The sequence below is a fragment of the Planotetraspora kaengkrachanensis genome (genome assembly GCF_016862895.1).
GTDB lineage: Bacteria > Actinomycetota > Actinomycetes > Streptosporangiales > Streptosporangiaceae > Planotetraspora > Planotetraspora kaengkrachanensis.
The window spans coordinates 176,338-191,521 of the sequence record NZ_BONV01000025.1 but is presented as its reverse complement, the minus strand read 5'-3'; the positions used below and the strand labels follow the sequence as shown (position 1 = coordinate 191,521).

Sequence of the window (15,184 nt, the reverse complement as noted above, 5' to 3'; positions counted from 1 at the left end):
TCCGCTACGACGGCCCGCCGCATCCCACTTCATCCGGATTGCCCCGGATGTGGGGAAGCTTACCCGGAAGTGCACATTGAAGGAACAATCACGAGAGTTGTAAATCGAATGCACATCTGCTTGGCTGGGCAACCATAGCAACGATCCATGCGCCTAGTTGATGTCGTCAACGGCGGTCGTTACGTCTGGAGAATCCGAAATGAAGACTTTCGCCGACACCCCCCTCAGGGCGGGCGCGATCATGGCCGCCGCGGGCCTGGTCGTTCTCGCCGCCGGCGGTTGCGGGGGCAGCGCCGGCACCGAGACCCCGGCCAAGGCCCCGGTCGAGGCCCCGGCCCCGAAAGTCCTGACGGGCACCGAGTTGAACCCGATGCTCCTTTCCGCCGACGCGATGCCGAAGGGCTTCAAGCTCAACAGCGACGGTGCGCGCAACTCCGGCGACACCCTCACGGAGGGGTCTACCGATACCGTGCCGCGCGACAAGGTGTGCGGGATCCTCCTGCAGACCGCCTGGATCCGGGCCTCGGGCATCGAGGGCGCGGGCTTCGCGCAGAACGACTACCTCGGCCCCGGTCAGACCGGTCAGTTCGCGCAGGAGATCGACACCTTCAAGGGCGAAGACGCCAAGAAGGTGATGGCGGCGCTCAAGAAGGCCTTCGGCCAGTGCGCATCCTTCACCGACAAGTCCGACGGGACGACGGCGACGGTGAAGCTCGTGAGATCCACCGTCCCGGGCGTCGGCGACGAGGCCGTCAAGGCGGTCCAGACCTCCCCGGCCTGGCAGGGCGGCGCCACGCTCGTCGCCGCGCGGGTGGGCAACACCGTGGTGACCACGCTGTACAGCTCCAGCGGCAAGGACAAGGGCGCCGGGGGTGTGAAGCTGACCAAGGCCATCGTGGAGAACGTGCAAGCCGCCCAGTGACCGGCGGGGCCGAGCCCGCGTTCGCCTCCGGCATGGCCGATCACTACGCTCGGTCCACGTCCTCGTCGACCGCACGGAGGTGGGTCATGTCACGACCACGGGAACGGGCCGACCTGCCGTTCGCGGCGCATCTCGAACCGCACCCGGGTGGCCTGGTCGCCTCCGGTGACTACGACACCGCCCTGTTCGACGGGAACGCCTTCGACGAACCGGACGCGGGCGACGCCCGGTTCATCGAGTGCGCGTTCTCCGGAGCGGTCTTCACAGGCGGCCGCTACCGGCGGGCGCGGTTCAGCGACGTGTGGATGCACAGCGTGAGATGGGTGGGCGCCGACCTCGGGGAGACCACCTGGCTGGACGCCGAGATGATCGCGAGCGCGCTCGCGGGGATCCAGCTCTTCGGGGCCGAGGTGACGCGCGTGGTCTTCCACGACTGCAAGCTCGACTCGGTCAACTTCCGCGGCGCGACGCTGCGTGAGGTGTCGTTCGTGAACTGCCGGATGACCGAGGTCGACTTCGCGGGGGCGACGCTCGATCAGGTGACCTTCCCCGGTTCGCTGCTCGAGGGCACGCGGTTCGGCAAGGCCAAGATGAGCAAGGTCGACTTGACCGGGGCCGCCGGCCTGGGCATGAAGGACGGGTACGACTCGCTGGCCGGCGCGACGATCAGCGGCGGCCAGCTGATGGAGCTGGCGCCGATGCTCGCCGAGACCCTCGGCATCCGGGTCGCGGACTAAGGAGTAAGCGGAGTAAGGAGTAAAGGTTCCCTGCTCGTGAAAGGCCGGCGGCATGCAAGGTGACAGGGCGGCGTCTTCTTCGCCGGCGCACATCCGTCCGGCCGGCGCCGGCGACCTCGACGCCGTCGCCGCGATATTCGCGCATTACGTCGCGGACACCGTCGCCACCTTCGAGGAGACCCCGCCGACGCCGTCCGACTGGCGCGGGCGGCTCGACGACCTGACGGACCGGCGGCTGCCGTTCCTGGTCGGCGAGGTGGAGGGACAGGTCGTCGGATACGCCTACGCGGGGCCCTGGCGGCCGAAGCCGGCCTATCGGCACACGGTCGAGGACAGCATCTATCTCGCTCCCGGCTGGACCGGCCGGGGTCTGGGGCGTGCGCTGCTCGGCGCACTGCTCGAGGAATGCGAGAAGGCGGACGTGCGCCAGGTCGTCGCGGTCATCGCGGACACCGGCGACCCCACGTCGGCAGGGCTGCACCGCGCCTTCGGATTCAGCGACGTGGGGCGGTTGAAGGAGGTCGGCCGCAAGCACGGCCGCTGGATCGACACCCTGCTGCTCCAGCGCGACGTCACCGGCTGACCACCCTCCTGGCGGCCGCGCTCGGCTCGTCCACGTTCAGCTTTCATCTGTTCAGTTCATTACGGCCCGCCGGCGCCGACGGCGCGTCACGAGCCCGGCCACACACACCACCAGGCTGAGGGCCAGCGCGGCGAGGAACACGACGATCATCGGATTCACCCACGAGGGCACCAGTTCGAAGTGGATGCCTCCCGCCCACACACAGGTCTCCCGTACGGGGAGGGACAGGTGCTCCTCGATGGTGACGGCGTCCGGACTCGTCACCGGGACGGAGAGCCGTGAGACGTCGCAGATCTCGCCGGGGTCGAGAAGGTAGAAACCGGATCCCACGCCCGCCGTCCAGCACAGGCCGGCGCCTATCACCGACATCGCGCCCACCTCGATGGCGGCCTTCAGCGACGAGTCATGCGTCGGTCCGGGCAGCCTCCGCCGTTTGAAAGCACGGACGGCACGCCAGGCGAGCCGAAAGGCCAGCAACAGAAATACAAAAGGGGCGAGTATCAGACATAAGAGGAAAAAATATGTCATTGCGGCACATTATCGCGAAGGTATGGGTGGCTCGGTCGTGCTGTGCCATTCGACCACGTTCAAGCCGGAACGTTCCAGTACCGAAGCGTCACCGGGAAGCCGCGCCGACGGCCGGCGACCGGCTCCCGTGCGTGGATCAGGCCTTGTATCAGGCCTTGTATCAGGCCTTGTATCAGGCCTTGTATCAGGCCTGCATCTGGCCGGGACGAGGCCTGGACCAGGAGTGCATCAGGAGTGAATCAGGCCCGGATCAGGAGTCGCCCGTACGGGACGACAGCCGCAACTCGGCGAGGTGGTCGGTCAGGGACGTGAGGTCCTCCAGTGCGGCCGGCTGCTCCATGTCCACGGTGACGTCGAACTCCGTCTCGATCGCGTCGATCAGGCGCACCATGGTGAGCGACGTGACGCCCATCGCGACGAGCGACGTGTGCGCTCCCAACACCTCGGCGGCCGTCAGCCGCCCGTCGGACGCCTTCTCCAGCGCGGTCGCCAGCCACTCGCGCAGCCGGCTCCGGTAGGGGCGCATGTCGGTCCAGATCGTGTCGATCCGGTCCAGGCACTCCTGTCGCGATCCGGCGGGCCCCTCGGCGGCCCATCCGGAGGGCAGGTCCGTCTCCGACGGCCAGACCGAGTACTGGCCGTCGCGATTGACGACGACGCGATGGTTCATCTCTCTCCTCGGGATCGGACGCTCACGAGTGACGCGTCGGAGGGGCGGGAAACCGGGCGGGAGGCGCCGCCGCGAGCGGCCGTCTCCGCGGTCGCGTTCGCATTGGCCGCGCTGACGCTCTCGAGTCCGATGAGGTCGTCGGCGACGGCGTCGGGGACCCGGTCGTCGAACCCGGCCAGCCAGCGCAGCGCCACCAGCGCGATCACCGCCATCAGCAGGGCGAACAGCAGATACATGAACCCGATGCCGCGTCCCTCGCCCGTCCCGATGACCGCGCCGACCGTGGGCGCGAGCGCGCCTCCCGGCGCAAGCAGTGGCTCGAACAGGTCCGTGCCGTACGGGGCGATGAGACCGAAGCCGACGGGCAGAGTGGACCAGGCGATCATCGTGTTCAGGGCGAAGACCCGGCCGTGCAACCGCTGCGGCACCTTGACCTGCACGATCGTGGTGTAGATGCCGTTGAGCAACGTGAGCCACAACGCCATGCCGAAGGCGCCGGCCGCGACCACCCACAGCTCGGCCCGCAGGCCGGTGACGAAGCAGAAGACGGCGAGCACGAGCGTCGACAGCAGGACGCCCCGCATGCGGAGATGGCGGGGCCCGCCCCACATCGACATCGTCAGACCGCCGAGCGTCACCCCCAGCCCGGAGAGGAAGGAGACCTTGCCGACCTCGCTGAGCGTGGCGAAGGAGAGCACCAGCGGCGAGATCATCAGGAACAGGGGGGACAGCGGGAGGTTGAGGACCGCGAAGAACGCCAGCATCTTGCGGAAGTCGCGGTTTCCCCAGACGTAGCGGAAGCCGTTCGCTATCTCGGCGGTGAGCGTCTCCTTGCGCCGCCAGGCCATCGAGGTCGGGAACCGCACGAACACGACGAGCGTGATGGCGATCACGTAGCTGGCGACGTCGAGCACGAGGATCCCGCCCAGCCCGATGGCCGAGAGCAGGCCGACGGCGAGCAGGGGAGTGAGGAGCTGGGCGAGCCCTCCGCCGAGCTGGCCGATGCCCGTGGCGTGGCCGAGATAGCGCTTCGGGACCAGTTGCGGGATGGCCGAGCCGTAGGCGAGCCGCTGGAACGTGAGCGCGAGCGAGAGGAACACGATCGACGGATAGAGATGCCAGATCTGCAGATTGCCGGTCCAGGCCAGCAACCCGACCAGGAGTTGCACTCCGCCCGCCGCGATGTCGCCCCCGAGCATCACCTTGCGCCGGTCGTACCGGTCGACGATCGCCCCGGCGAGCGGCGCCACCACCAGGCCGGGGACCAGCCCCAGGACGGTGAACAGGGCGAAGCGCGCGACCGAGCCGGTGGTCAGATAGATCCAGATCGGAATGGCGAACTCGGTGAGAGCCGAACCGGTGATGGACACCAGCTGCCCGGTGGCCACCGCGGCGAACCTGCGCATGCTGGGCTCGGGCCCGGCGCCGCGGCCGTGGGAGACGGTCCCCTCGGTCATGTCGCCGCGGGACACCTCGTGCAGATGCCAGGTGTCGCGCACGGGCGGCCGCTCGGTGAGCAACGGGAGCGTGACGATCTCGGCGAGTTCGGCCGCACGGTACTTCAGGAAGAAGTGGCCTGCCTCCTCGAGCACCACCACGGCGGAGGTGTCGGTCAGGAAGTGCCACTCGCGATAGCGCTCCTGGTAGTAGTCCGTCGTCGGGTCCTTGCTCCCGGCGACGGTGACGATCGGCGCGCGCAGGCGCTCGGTGCCCTCGTCGAACAGGCGCGTGTAGTAGTCCTCGGCCGCCGTGGAGTCCTCGCGCATGTTCTGGATGATCGAGCGGGCCTGCGCGGGGTCCAGGTCGCTCAGGTCCACGCCCAGACCGGTGAGCCAGTTCGCGTAGCCGCGGTCTCCGCGCAGCGCCTCCATCCTGGCGATCTTGGACAGGGTGGCGGCGACCCGTCCCTTGGGACGGGCGAACGGGAACATCGCCCCGATGTAGACGACCTCGGCCGTCCGCCCGGCCTGCTCCAGCCGGCGGGCGATGTCGATGATCAGCGCCGACCCCACGCCGCAGTGGCCGTACAGGGCGATCGGGCCGCGCACCTTCTCCTGGATCTCGGCCACGCAGCGGGCGGCGAGTTCCTCGAAGGGCAGATGCTCCTCGTCGAGCCCGACGTCATGTCCGGGGATCGCGACCGCCCAGAGCGAGTAACGGTCCGGGAGGGCGTCGGCCAGCGGCTGGTACACCACCGCGCTTCCGCCGCCGTACGGCACGCAGACGAAGCTCAGCTCGGCCGTACGGCGCGGCGTGAGCTCGTGCAGCAGCCCGCGGGGCGCCCGCTGGTCGGCGGGCGTGTCGATGAGCGCGGCCAGCTCGCGGACCGTGGGGTTCTTGAAGACGTCCATGACGCTCACCGCGCCGCCACCCGTCTCGGCCGCAGTACGGCGCAGCCGCGTGACGAGCTGGGTGGCCAGCAGGGAGTGGCCGCCGAGATCGAAGAAGTCGTCGTCGGCGCCCACCTGGTCGAGGTCGAGGATCTCCGTCCAGATCGCCGCCACCGCCAGTTCGGTGGGCGTGGACGGAGGCGCCGAACTCGCGCCCGCCGGCCGCGCCGGCGCGGGCAGCGCGCCCCTGTCGAGCTTGCCGTTGGGCGACAGCGGCAGCAGGTCGAGCTCGACGAACGCGGTGGGGACCATGTAGTCGGGCAGCACCCGCTTCAGGACGGCCCGGTCCGGGGCCGAGCCGACGACGTAGGCGACCAGCCGCTGGTCTCCCGGACGGTCCTCGCGCACGATGACGGCAGCGTCGGCCACGCCCGGCTGCTCGCGGAGCACGGCCTCGATCTCGCCGAGCTCGATCCGCAGTCCGCGCAGCTTCACCTGGGTGTCCAGCCGGCCGAGGAACTCCAGCGTGCCGTCCGGACGCCAGCGGGCCTGGTCGCCCGTGCGGTACAGGCGGGATCCCGGCTCGCCGAAGGGGTCGGGGACGAACCGCTCCGCGGTCAGACCGGGCCTGCCGAGGTAGCCGAGCGACACCTGCACGCCGCCGATGTGCAGCTCACCCGGCATCCCGACGGGGACCCGCCGCATGCCCGGCCCGAGGACGTGCAGCGTGGTGTTGGCGACCGGCGCGCCGATCGGCACCCTGGCCAGGTCCCGCAGCGTCTCCGCCGTGCAGTGCCAGGCCGAGACGTCGACGGCGGCCTCGGTGGGGCCGTACAGGTTGTGCAGCTCGGCGGGCAGCGTCTCGACGCAGCGGCGGGCGAGGTCGGCGGGCAACTCCTCACCGGAGCAGACGATCCGTTCGAGCGTGCGGCACGCGGCGACGCCCTCCTCTGCCAGGAACATCGCCAGCATCGACGGCACGAAGTGCACCGTGGTGACGCCCTCGGCGGCGATCAGGTCGCGCAGGTAGGCCGCGTCCTTGTGCCCGCCAGGCCGGGCGAGGACCAGCCGCGCGCCCGTCATCAGGGGCCAGAAGAACTCCCACACGGAGACGTCGAAGCCGGCCGGCGTCTTCTGCAGCACGACGTCGCCAGGTGTCAGGCGGAACCTCTCCTGCATCCACCGCAACCGGTTGGCGATGCCCTGGTGCGTGTTCGGCACGCCCTTCGGCTTGCCGGTCGACCCGGAGGTGTAGATCACGTATGCGGCGTCGGACGGCCCCGCCCGCCACGCGGACTCCACGGAGGGGCTCTCGCCGGTGTCGTCGAGAGGGAGCAGCGGGCAGCCGGTCAGCACGCCCTCGAGGGCGTCGAGGCCCTCGGACGCGCCGAAGGTCAGGACGGCGGACAGGGCGCCGTCCGCCGCCATGAAGGCCAGCCGATCGGCCGGATACTCGGGGTCGAGCGGCACGTAGGCGGCTCCGGCCTTCAACACCCCCAGCAGAGCGGCGACGAGCTCGGGCGACCGCTCGGCGCACACGCCGACCCGCGAGCCGGGGGCGACGCCGTGCGCCCGAAGGGTCGCCGCGACACGCTCGGCCCGCTCGTCGATCTCGGCGTACGAGAGTGTGACGCCCTCGAACGTCACGGCGGGCGCGCCGGGAGTGCGGGCGACCTGGGCCTCGACCAGGTCGAGGAGCGTCGCGGGCTCCCCGAGGTCCGCATCGGTGGCGTTCCACGAGTCGAGCGTGGCCCGCTCGCCCGAGTCGAGAAGATCCAGGGCGGACAGCGGCTTCGCCGGATCGTCGACGGCGGCCCGGAGCAACGTCGTGAGATGGCGGCAGAGCCGGTCGATCGTGGCCGCGTCGAACAGGTCGGTGTTGTAGATGAAGGATCCGGACAGTTCGGCGCCGTTGTCGGAGACGTAGAGCTCCAGATCGAAGCGGGTCGCCCATGACTTCAGGTCGAATCCCTCGGCGTCCGCGCCCGCCGCGTCGTAGTTCTGCACGGCGAGGATGACCTGGAAGAGGGGCGACCTCGACACGTCCCTCGTCACGTTGAGCGCCGAGACGAGCTGCTCGAAGGGCACGTCCTGGTGGGTGAACGCGTCGAGCGCGGTCTCCCGCACGCGGAGCAGCAAGTCGGCGAACGACGGGTCGCCCGACAGGTCCGACCGCATGACCAGCATGTTCACGAAGCAGCCGACGAGGCTCTCCAGCTCGGCTGCCGGCCTGCCCGCGACGGGGGAGCCGACGGTCACGTCGTCCTGGCCGGCGTACCTCCCGAGCAGCGCGGAGAAACCGGCGAGCAGCACCATGTAGAGGGACGCGCCGTGGTCCTCGCCGAGGCTCCGCAGCCCGCGCGCCAGGTCGGCGTCGATGCGCACGGGGTGGCTCGCGCCGCCGTACGTGACCTCCGGCGGCCTCGGCCGGTCGGTGGGCAGCGCGAGCGCCTCCACTCCGGCCAGGCGCTCGCGCCAGTGCTCGAGGCCCGTCTCCGGCAGGCCCCGCTGCCACAGGGCGTAGTCGCCGTACTGGACCTTCAGGTCGGGCACCGGCCGGCCTTCGTACAGCGCCATGAGCTCGCCGAGGAGGATGTTGACCGACCAGCCGTCCGCCGCGATGTGGTGGACCGCGAGCCCGAGGACGTGGTCGTCGGGCGCGAGCCGTACGAGAAGGGCGCGGATCGGCAGGCCGGCGGCCAGGTCGAACGGGCGTGACTGGAGCTCGTCCACCAGCGCGCGGGCGGCCTCCTCGTCGTCCGCCTCGGCCACGGCGAGCTCGACGGTGAACCCGGCGGTGGGATCGGCGGTGGGATCGGCTGTGAGATCGGCTGTGAGATCGGCACTGCCGGGCGGGACGATCTCGATGGCGGGAGCGCCGTCGGCGGTCGCGGGGAAGCGCGTGCGCAGCGTCTCGTGCCGCTCGACCACCTGACGCAGCGCGTCCGCCAGGCGTTCGGCGTCGAGCTCGCGGCGGAACCGCCGGGCGACCGGGATGACGTAGGCGCGGCTGCCCGGCGTGTACTGCTCCATGAACCACAGCCGTTCCTGCGCGAACGACAGCGGCGGCTCCACCTCCGGCGGGCGCGGCGGCACGGTCAGCGTTGCCGCTCTGCGGCGCAGTCGTCGCGCCGCGAGGGCCCTGCGGGAATCCTCGACAGTCATCAGGCCTCCGTCTCGAGGAGCCGGGCGGCCTCGTCGTCGCTGAGCTCGGACAGCTCTCGCATGACGAGCTCCTCGACCACCACGGCCAGGGCGGCCACCGTGCGATGGGCGAAGAGCTCACGGATGGGAACGTCCACCTCCGCGGCGGCGCGAAGGCGGGCCGCGACCTGGACGGCGAGCAGCGAATGGCCGCCGAGCGCGAAGAAGTCGTCGTGCACGCCGACCCGGTCGACGCGCAGGACCTCCTCCCAGACCTCGGCGACCAGGCACTCGGCGTCGGTCTCCGGCGCGACGAACGGCCGCTCCGCCGGAGCGTCCGGCGGGGGCAGCGCGCACCGGTCGACCTTCCCGTTCGGGGTCATGGGCAACTCGCCGAGCCGCACCCAGACGTCCGGCACCATGTACGGCGGGAGCGTCTCGGCCAGATGCCGCTGGAGCACGGCCGGGTCGGCCGTCCCCGTGACGTACGCGACGAGGGCGCCGTCGTGGGCGGTCACCGCGGCCTCGCCGGCGTCGGGAAGGGCGGCCAGGCGGGCTTCGATCTCACCGGGTTCGATGCGGAAGCCGCGCACCTTCAGCTGGTCGTCGGCCCGGCCGATGAACTCCAGCCGCCCGTCGTCGCGCCAGCGGACGAGATCCCCGGTGCGGTAGCAGCGCCCGCCGTCAGGGCCGGACACGAACTTCTCCGCGGTCAGGCCGGGACGGCCGAGGTAGCCGCGGGCGAGCCCGGCTCCGCCGAGCAGCAGCTCCCCGGGTGCGCCGGGCGGCACCCGCCGCCCGTGCTCGTCCACGACGGCCGCGCGGGCTCCGGCGATCGGCACGCCGATCGGGGGGCGTCCGCCGGCGGGAGAGGCGTCCGCGGCCCCGAGATCGGCAGCGGTGGCGATGATCGTGGCCTCGGTCGGCCCGTAGGTGTTGACGAGCCGCACGCGGTCGCCGAAGCGCTCCCGCCATCGCGCCACCGCCGAGGCGTGGACCTGCTCTCCACCGAGGATCACCAGCCGCAGGCGGCCCGGCCAGGCGATGTCGTCGATCTGGTCCACCAGGCGGTGCCAGTACGCCGTCGGCAGGTCGAGCACGGTGACCTCGCGTCCTCGGGGTCCCGCGAGCAGTTCGGGCAGGCTGAGCGCGCCGTCGGGGAGCAGTTCGACCGTCGCGCCCGACGCGAGGGCGGGGTGGATCTCCTCGGCGTGGGTGTCGAAGCCGAGCGAGGCGAACTGGACAACGCGGTCGCCGGGGCCGGGCCCGTAGTCGGCCCGCATCCACTCCACCCGCGCGGCGAGGGCGGCGTGCTCCACCACCACGCCCTTGGGCAGTCCCGTCGAGCCCGAGGTGTAGATCACGTAGGCCGCGTCGGAGGGCGCCGGGCGCGTGCCACCGCCCGCCGGGCGGTCCCCGGCCCGGCCGTCCTCCACTGCGCCGTCCTCCACCGGGCCGGGGACGAGCACCGGGATCTCGCCCGACAGCCCCTCATGCCGGGTGATCACGAGCGCGGCGCCGCTGTCGGCCAGCATCCAGTCGATCCGCCCCGCGGGAAGGGCGGGGTCGATCGGCAGGTACGCGCCGCCCGCCCGCCAGACGGCGAGCAGGCTCACGACGGCGTCGCAGGAGCGATCGAGGCAGACCCCGACGACGCTCTCCCGGCCCACGCCCCCGGCGCGGAGGCGGGCGGCGAGCGCGTCGACCCTGCGGTCGAGCATCGCGTAGGTCACCGCCTCGTCGCCGCAGCTCAACGCCACCGCGTCGGGCGTCGCCGCCGTCGCCGCCTCGATCAGCTCGGGGACCGTCGGGCCCGCGGTGACGCGGCTCTCCTGGGCCTCGAACCCGGCGAGCAGCGCCGCGTCGGCCGGAGTCAGCAGCGGCAGGAGGGAGACGGGACGGCGGTGGTCGGCGGCGACGGCCTCACACAGGAGGGTGAACCGTTCGGCCAGCAGCGAGATCGTCCCGGGATCGAACAGATCGCTGTCATAGCCGAAGGAGAGGATCAGCCCCTCGCCGTCGCGCCACGCCTCCAGCATGAGGTCGAACTTGGCCTGCCGGTAGCCGGAGTCGAAGAACTCCAGGTCCAGATCGGCGAAGGCGCCGGTGATCTCGGTCTCGTCCTGGCTGTGCAGGATGAGCATGGTCCGGAACATCGCGTCCAGGTGCGGGCCGCGTGCCCCGCCGCCGGACTCGGCCGCGAGCTCCTCGTACGGCAGCCGCTGGTGGGCCATCGCCTCCAGCACGGTGTCGCGGGTGCGGGCGAGCAGGTCGGCGAAGGAGGGGTCACCCGTCAGGTCGCCGCGCAGCACGAGCGTGTTGGCGAAGTAGCCGACCAGCCGTTCCAGCTCGACCCTGTCCCGGCCCGCGAAGGTGGAGCCGACCAGCAGATCACGCTTGCCGGTGTGACCGGCGAGCATGACCTGGAAGGCCGCGAGCAGGACCATGAACAACGTCGCGCGGTGCTCCCCGGCCACCCGTTCCAGGGCGGCGGCCGGCCCGGCGGCCAGGCGTGCGCCGTGGAAGGCTCCCCGGTGCGCGGGAACGGCCGCGCGGGGACGGTCGGTGGGCAGTTCGAGCGTCGGCGGATCGGCCAGCCGTTCGCGCCAGTAGGCGAGGTCCGCGCCGTCGTCCTGGCCGGAGAGGCCGTACACGACGTCGCCGAACTGGATCGGCGGCTCGTCGAGATCGGCGGCGACGCCGTCACGCCGGGCGGCGTAGAGGCGCTCCAGCTCCTCTCTGAGGACGTTCAGCGACCAGCCGTCTCCCGCGATGTGGTGGAGGACCAGGCACACGACGTGATCGTCCTCGGCGAGCCGCAGCAGGCTCACCCGGAAGGGCGGCGCGGCGGCCAGGTCGAAGGAGGCGTTGGTGCGCTCGGCCACGAGCCGCCTGGCCTCGGCCGCGGAGGTGACGTCGATGTGCTCGACGTCGGGTCCCGCCTCGGGCAGGACGTCCGTGACCGGCGTGCCGTCCGCTTCCGGATAGCGGGTGCGGAGCGTCTCGTGCCGGGCCGTCAGATCACGCAGCGCGCCCTCGAAGGCTCCGGCGTCGAGCCGGCCGCGCAGCCGCCAGACGTTGTACATGTTGTAGGACGCGTCGCCGGGATCCAGCCGCTGCAGGAACCAGAGGCGTTCCTGCGCGCGCGACAGCGGGACCACCGCTCCGTCCGGCCTGCGCCGGAGCGGCGCCGGGCCCGCGCCGCCGGCGAGCCTGGCGGCGAATCCGGCGACCGTCGGGTGGTCGAACAGCTCGCGGATCGGCACGGCGTCCATCCGGGCGACGACCTTGGCGGCCAGCAGCGAATGGCCGCCGAGCGCGAAGAAGTCGTCTTCCACGCCGACCTCCCCGACCCCCAGCACCTCGGCGAACACGGCGGCGACCCGCCGCTCCGCCCACGTGCGTGGCGGGGTGCGCACGGGCGCGGCCGCGGGACGGACCTCGACCGCCGAGGGGAGGGCGAGCCGGTCCACCTTGCCGTTCGGCGTGAGCGGCAGGGCGTCCATGTCGACGACCACCGCCGGGACCATGTACGGCGGCAGCGCCGCCGCGGCGTGGGCGGCCAGATCGGGGGCGTCGCCCACCACGAACGCCACCAGCGCGTCGTTCCTGACGACGACGGCGGCGGCGCGGACTCCCGGATGCGCCTCGAGGACGGCCTCGATCTCGCCCAGTTCCACCCGGTGGCCGCGCAGCTTCACCTGGCCGTCGTCGCGGCCGAGGAAGACGACCCGGCCGTCGGGCAGCCGCCTGACCCTGTCGCCCGTGCGATAGAGGCGGGAGCCGGGCGGCCCGTACGGGTCGGGCACGAACCGCTCGGCGGTGAGCGACGGACGGCCCAGGTAGCCGAGGGCCACTCCGTCGCCCGCGATGCACAGCTCGCCCGGCACGCCGACGGGCGCGAGCACGCGCCGGTCGTCCAGCACGTGCAGCCGGGTGCCCGCGATCGGGCCGCCGATCGTGACCTCCTCAGGGTGCTCAGGCACCTCCCAGAACGACGACCAGATCGTGGTCTCGGTCGGGCCGTACATGTTGACGAGCCTGCGCACCCGCGCGCGCAGGTCGGCGGCGAGGGGGAGGGGCAGCGCCTCGCCGCCGACGAGCGCGTCCAGCCGGGTGTCGCGCAGCCCGGCCCCGGTGAGCATGCGCCACCCGGACGGCGTGGCCTGGACGTTCGTGACGCCCGCCGCGCCGATCAGCCGGGTCAGCGCCGGGCCGTCGCGCAGCAGATGGTCGGGGGCGATCTCCACGCGTCCGCCGCGCGTCAGCGGCAGGAAGATCTCCAGCGCGGAGATGTCGAAGGACAGCGATGTGAGCGCGAGCCACGTGCGGTCCTCCTGCTCGCCGAGGATCGCGGTCATCGCGTCCAGGAAGCGCGCAAGAGCGCGGTGCGGCACCGCCACTCCCTTGGGGCGCCCGGTCGAGCCCGAGGTGTAGAGCACGTAGGCGGCCTGCTCGGGATCGGCCGGTTCCTGCGCGTCGGCGTCGGCCTCCTCACGATCGGCGGCGTCCTCGACGAGCAGCACGCGGTCTTCGGGGAACAGCGGGGAAAGCTCGCGATCCGTGAGCACGCGGGCGGCCCGCGAGTCGTCCAGGACGAGAGCGATCCGGTTGCGCGGATGCTCGGGGTCGATCGGCAGGTAGGCCGCGCCCGCCCGCCATACGGCGAACAGCGCCGCGATCATGTCTGCGGAGCGGCGCAGGCAGACGGCGACCAGCCCGCCGCGGAGTCCGGTCCCGGCGAGCAACGCCGCGATCCGGCGGGAGCGCGCGTCCAGCTCGGCGTAGGTGAGCTCGACCCCCGCACAGGCGACCGCGACCGCGGTGGGTGTGCGGGCGACCTGCGCGGCGAACCGTTCGAGCACCGGCACAGGCGCGGACGGGACCTCGGTGTCGTTCCACCGGTCGAGCAGGTCGGCCCGTTCCTCGTCGTCGATCAGCGCCAGTTCGCCGATTCTGACGCCGGGACGGTCGGCGATGTCGGCGAGCAGTGTGAGCAGGTGCCTGCGCATGCGTTCGACGCCCGCCCGCGTGAACAGCGCGTCGTCGAAGGTGAGCATCGCCGAGGTGCCCGACGGCTTCTGGACGATGTCCAGCGAGATGTCGGTCCTGGACTGCGAGAAGGGATGGTCGAAGGGCTCGACGCGGGCGTCGCCGAGCCCCGGCCCCTCGTGCTCCTCGCGCAGGAAGTTGAACATCGCCTGGAAGAGCGGCGTCCGGCTCGGATCGCGTTCGACCTGGAGCTCGGTGAGGATCTGTTCCAGCGGGACGTCGGCGTGGGTGAGGGCGCCGAGGACCCGGCCGCGCGTCGCCCGCACCAGGTCGCGGAACGTCGGGTCGCCGTCGAGGTCGCCGCGCAGCACCAGCATCTGCGCGAAGTATCCGACCATCGGCTCCGCCTCGACGAGGTCCCTGCCGCTCGTCGGGGTGCCGACGCAGATGTCCTGCCGGCCGCTGTGCCGGGAGAGCAGCACCTGGAAGGCCGCCAGGAGCACCATGAAGAGGGTGCAGCGCTCCGCGCGGGCGACCCGCTCGAGCCGGTCGAGCAGGTCGCCGGGCACCTCGAAGTCGATGTGGTCGCCCCGGCCCGAGCGCACCGGCGGCCGCGGGCGGTCGGTGGGCAGTTCCAGCGGCTGGGAGCCGGCCAGCGCCGAGACCCAGTACGCCGTCCCGGCCTCGTCGCCCGCGTTCTCACGCCGGCGGCACACGTGGTCCTCGTAGCTCATCGGCAGCGGCGCGAGCGGCGACGGCTTGCCCGCGTCGAACGCGGCGTACACGTCGGAGATGTCCCGTCTCAGGACCTGGAGCGACCAGCCGTCCGCCACGATGTGGTGCACGACGAGGGCCAGGACGTGGTCGTCCGGGGCGAGCGTGAGCAGGGCGACGCGGATCATCGGCCCGCGTTCGAGGTCGAAGGGCCGGCCCGCCATGGCCCCCGTGTACGCGCGGGCCTCCTCGACGTCCGCACAGTTGACGAGCTCGACCCGGGCCGGGCTCGTCGGCATCCGCACCGGCGTGCCGCCGTGCTCGGCGAATCGGCAGCGCAACATCTCGTGCCTGTCGAGGACGACGTCGAGCGCGCGCTCGAGCGCCTCGGTGTTCAGCGCGCCCCGGACCCGCAACATCATCGGCAGGTTGTAGGAGGCGTCGTCGGGATCGAGGCGGTGGAGGATCCACAGCCGTTCCTGGGCGAGGGTCAACCCGGTCATCGCAACGCCTCCCTGAGCGTGCCGGTGAACCTGAGCGTGCCGGTGGACTCGAACCTGTGGG

General features: G+C 71.8%; 7 protein-coding genes. 3 read left to right on the top strand and 4 right to left on the bottom strand.

What is annotated here, in order from left to right; all coding sequences use genetic code 11:
* Positions 1-199: 199 nt before the first annotated feature.
* The 3 genes from Pka01_RS25025 to Pka01_RS25015 all read left to right on the top strand — a co-directional run bounded on the left by Pka01_RS25025 (position 200) and on the right by Pka01_RS25015 (position 2,242).
* Positions 200-922 (top strand): hypothetical protein, encoded by a 723-nt coding sequence (locus Pka01_RS25025; protein WP_203885301.1) that lies wholly within the window; start codon positions 200-202, stop codon positions 920-922.
* An 86-nt stretch (positions 923-1,008) separates the two neighbouring features.
* Positions 1,009-1,659, top strand: coding sequence for a pentapeptide repeat-containing protein (locus Pka01_RS25020; RefSeq protein WP_203885300.1), 651 nt, complete (start codon positions 1,009-1,011; stop codon positions 1,657-1,659).
* 52 nt (positions 1,660-1,711) lie between these two features.
* Complete coding sequence (locus Pka01_RS25015) at positions 1,712-2,242, top strand: GNAT family N-acetyltransferase (RefSeq protein ID WP_203885299.1); 531 nt, start codon at positions 1,712-1,714, stop codon at positions 2,240-2,242.
* 51 nt (positions 2,243-2,293) lie between these two features.
* On the opposite strand, the gene Pka01_RS25010 is transcribed toward Pka01_RS25015, so the two are convergent.
* The 4 genes from Pka01_RS25010 to Pka01_RS24995 form a co-directional block, all read right to left on the bottom strand.
* The gene (locus Pka01_RS25010; RefSeq protein ID WP_203885298.1) at positions 2,294-2,611 is read right to left on the bottom strand and encodes a hypothetical protein; all 318 of its coding nucleotides are present in this window, start codon (positions 2,609-2,611) and stop codon (positions 2,294-2,296) included.
* A 409-nt stretch (positions 2,612-3,020) separates the two neighbouring features.
* Positions 3,021-3,440 carry an MbtH family NRPS accessory protein gene (locus Pka01_RS41345; RefSeq protein ID WP_203885297.1) on the bottom strand — a complete coding sequence of 140 codons (420 nt, stop codon included), beginning with the start codon at positions 3,438-3,440 and terminating at the stop codon, positions 3,021-3,023.
* On the bottom strand, positions 3,437-8,935 hold the full coding sequence (locus Pka01_RS25000) for a non-ribosomal peptide synthetase/MFS transporter (RefSeq protein WP_203885296.1): 5,499 nt from the start codon (positions 8,933-8,935) through the stop codon (positions 3,437-3,439). The genes Pka01_RS41345 and Pka01_RS25000 overlap by 4 nt, the downstream gene beginning before the upstream one ends.
* Entirely contained in the window at positions 8,935-15,123 is a 6,189-nt protein-coding gene (locus tag Pka01_RS24995; RefSeq protein ID WP_203885295.1) for a non-ribosomal peptide synthetase, read from the bottom strand. The genes Pka01_RS25000 and Pka01_RS24995 overlap by 1 nt, the downstream gene beginning before the upstream one ends.
* Between the last annotated feature and the right edge of the window lie 61 nt (positions 15,124-15,184).

Coding starts and splice junctions, on each gene's coding strand:
- Pka01_RS25025 (WP_203885301.1), top strand. CDS start 200: ATGAAGACTTTCGCCGACACCCCCCTCAGGGCGGGCGCGATCATGGCC.
- Pka01_RS25020 (WP_203885300.1), top strand. CDS start 1,009: ATGTCACGACCACGGGAACGGGCCGACCTGCCGTTCGCGGCGCATCTC.
- Pka01_RS25015 (WP_203885299.1), top strand. CDS start 1,712: ATGCAAGGTGACAGGGCGGCGTCTTCTTCGCCGGCGCACATCCGTCCG.
- Pka01_RS25010 (WP_203885298.1), bottom strand. CDS start 2,611: ATGTCGGTGATAGGCGCCGGCCTGTGCTGGACGGCGGGCGTGGGATCC.
- Pka01_RS41345 (WP_203885297.1), bottom strand. CDS start 3,440: ATGAACCATCGCGTCGTCGTCAATCGCGACGGCCAGTACTCGGTCTGG.
- Pka01_RS25000 (WP_203885296.1), bottom strand. CDS start 8,935: ATGACTGTCGAGGATTCCCGCAGGGCCCTCGCGGCGCGACGACTGCGC.
- Pka01_RS24995 (WP_203885295.1), bottom strand. CDS start 15,123: ATGACCGGGTTGACCCTCGCCCAGGAACGGCTGTGGATCCTCCACCGC.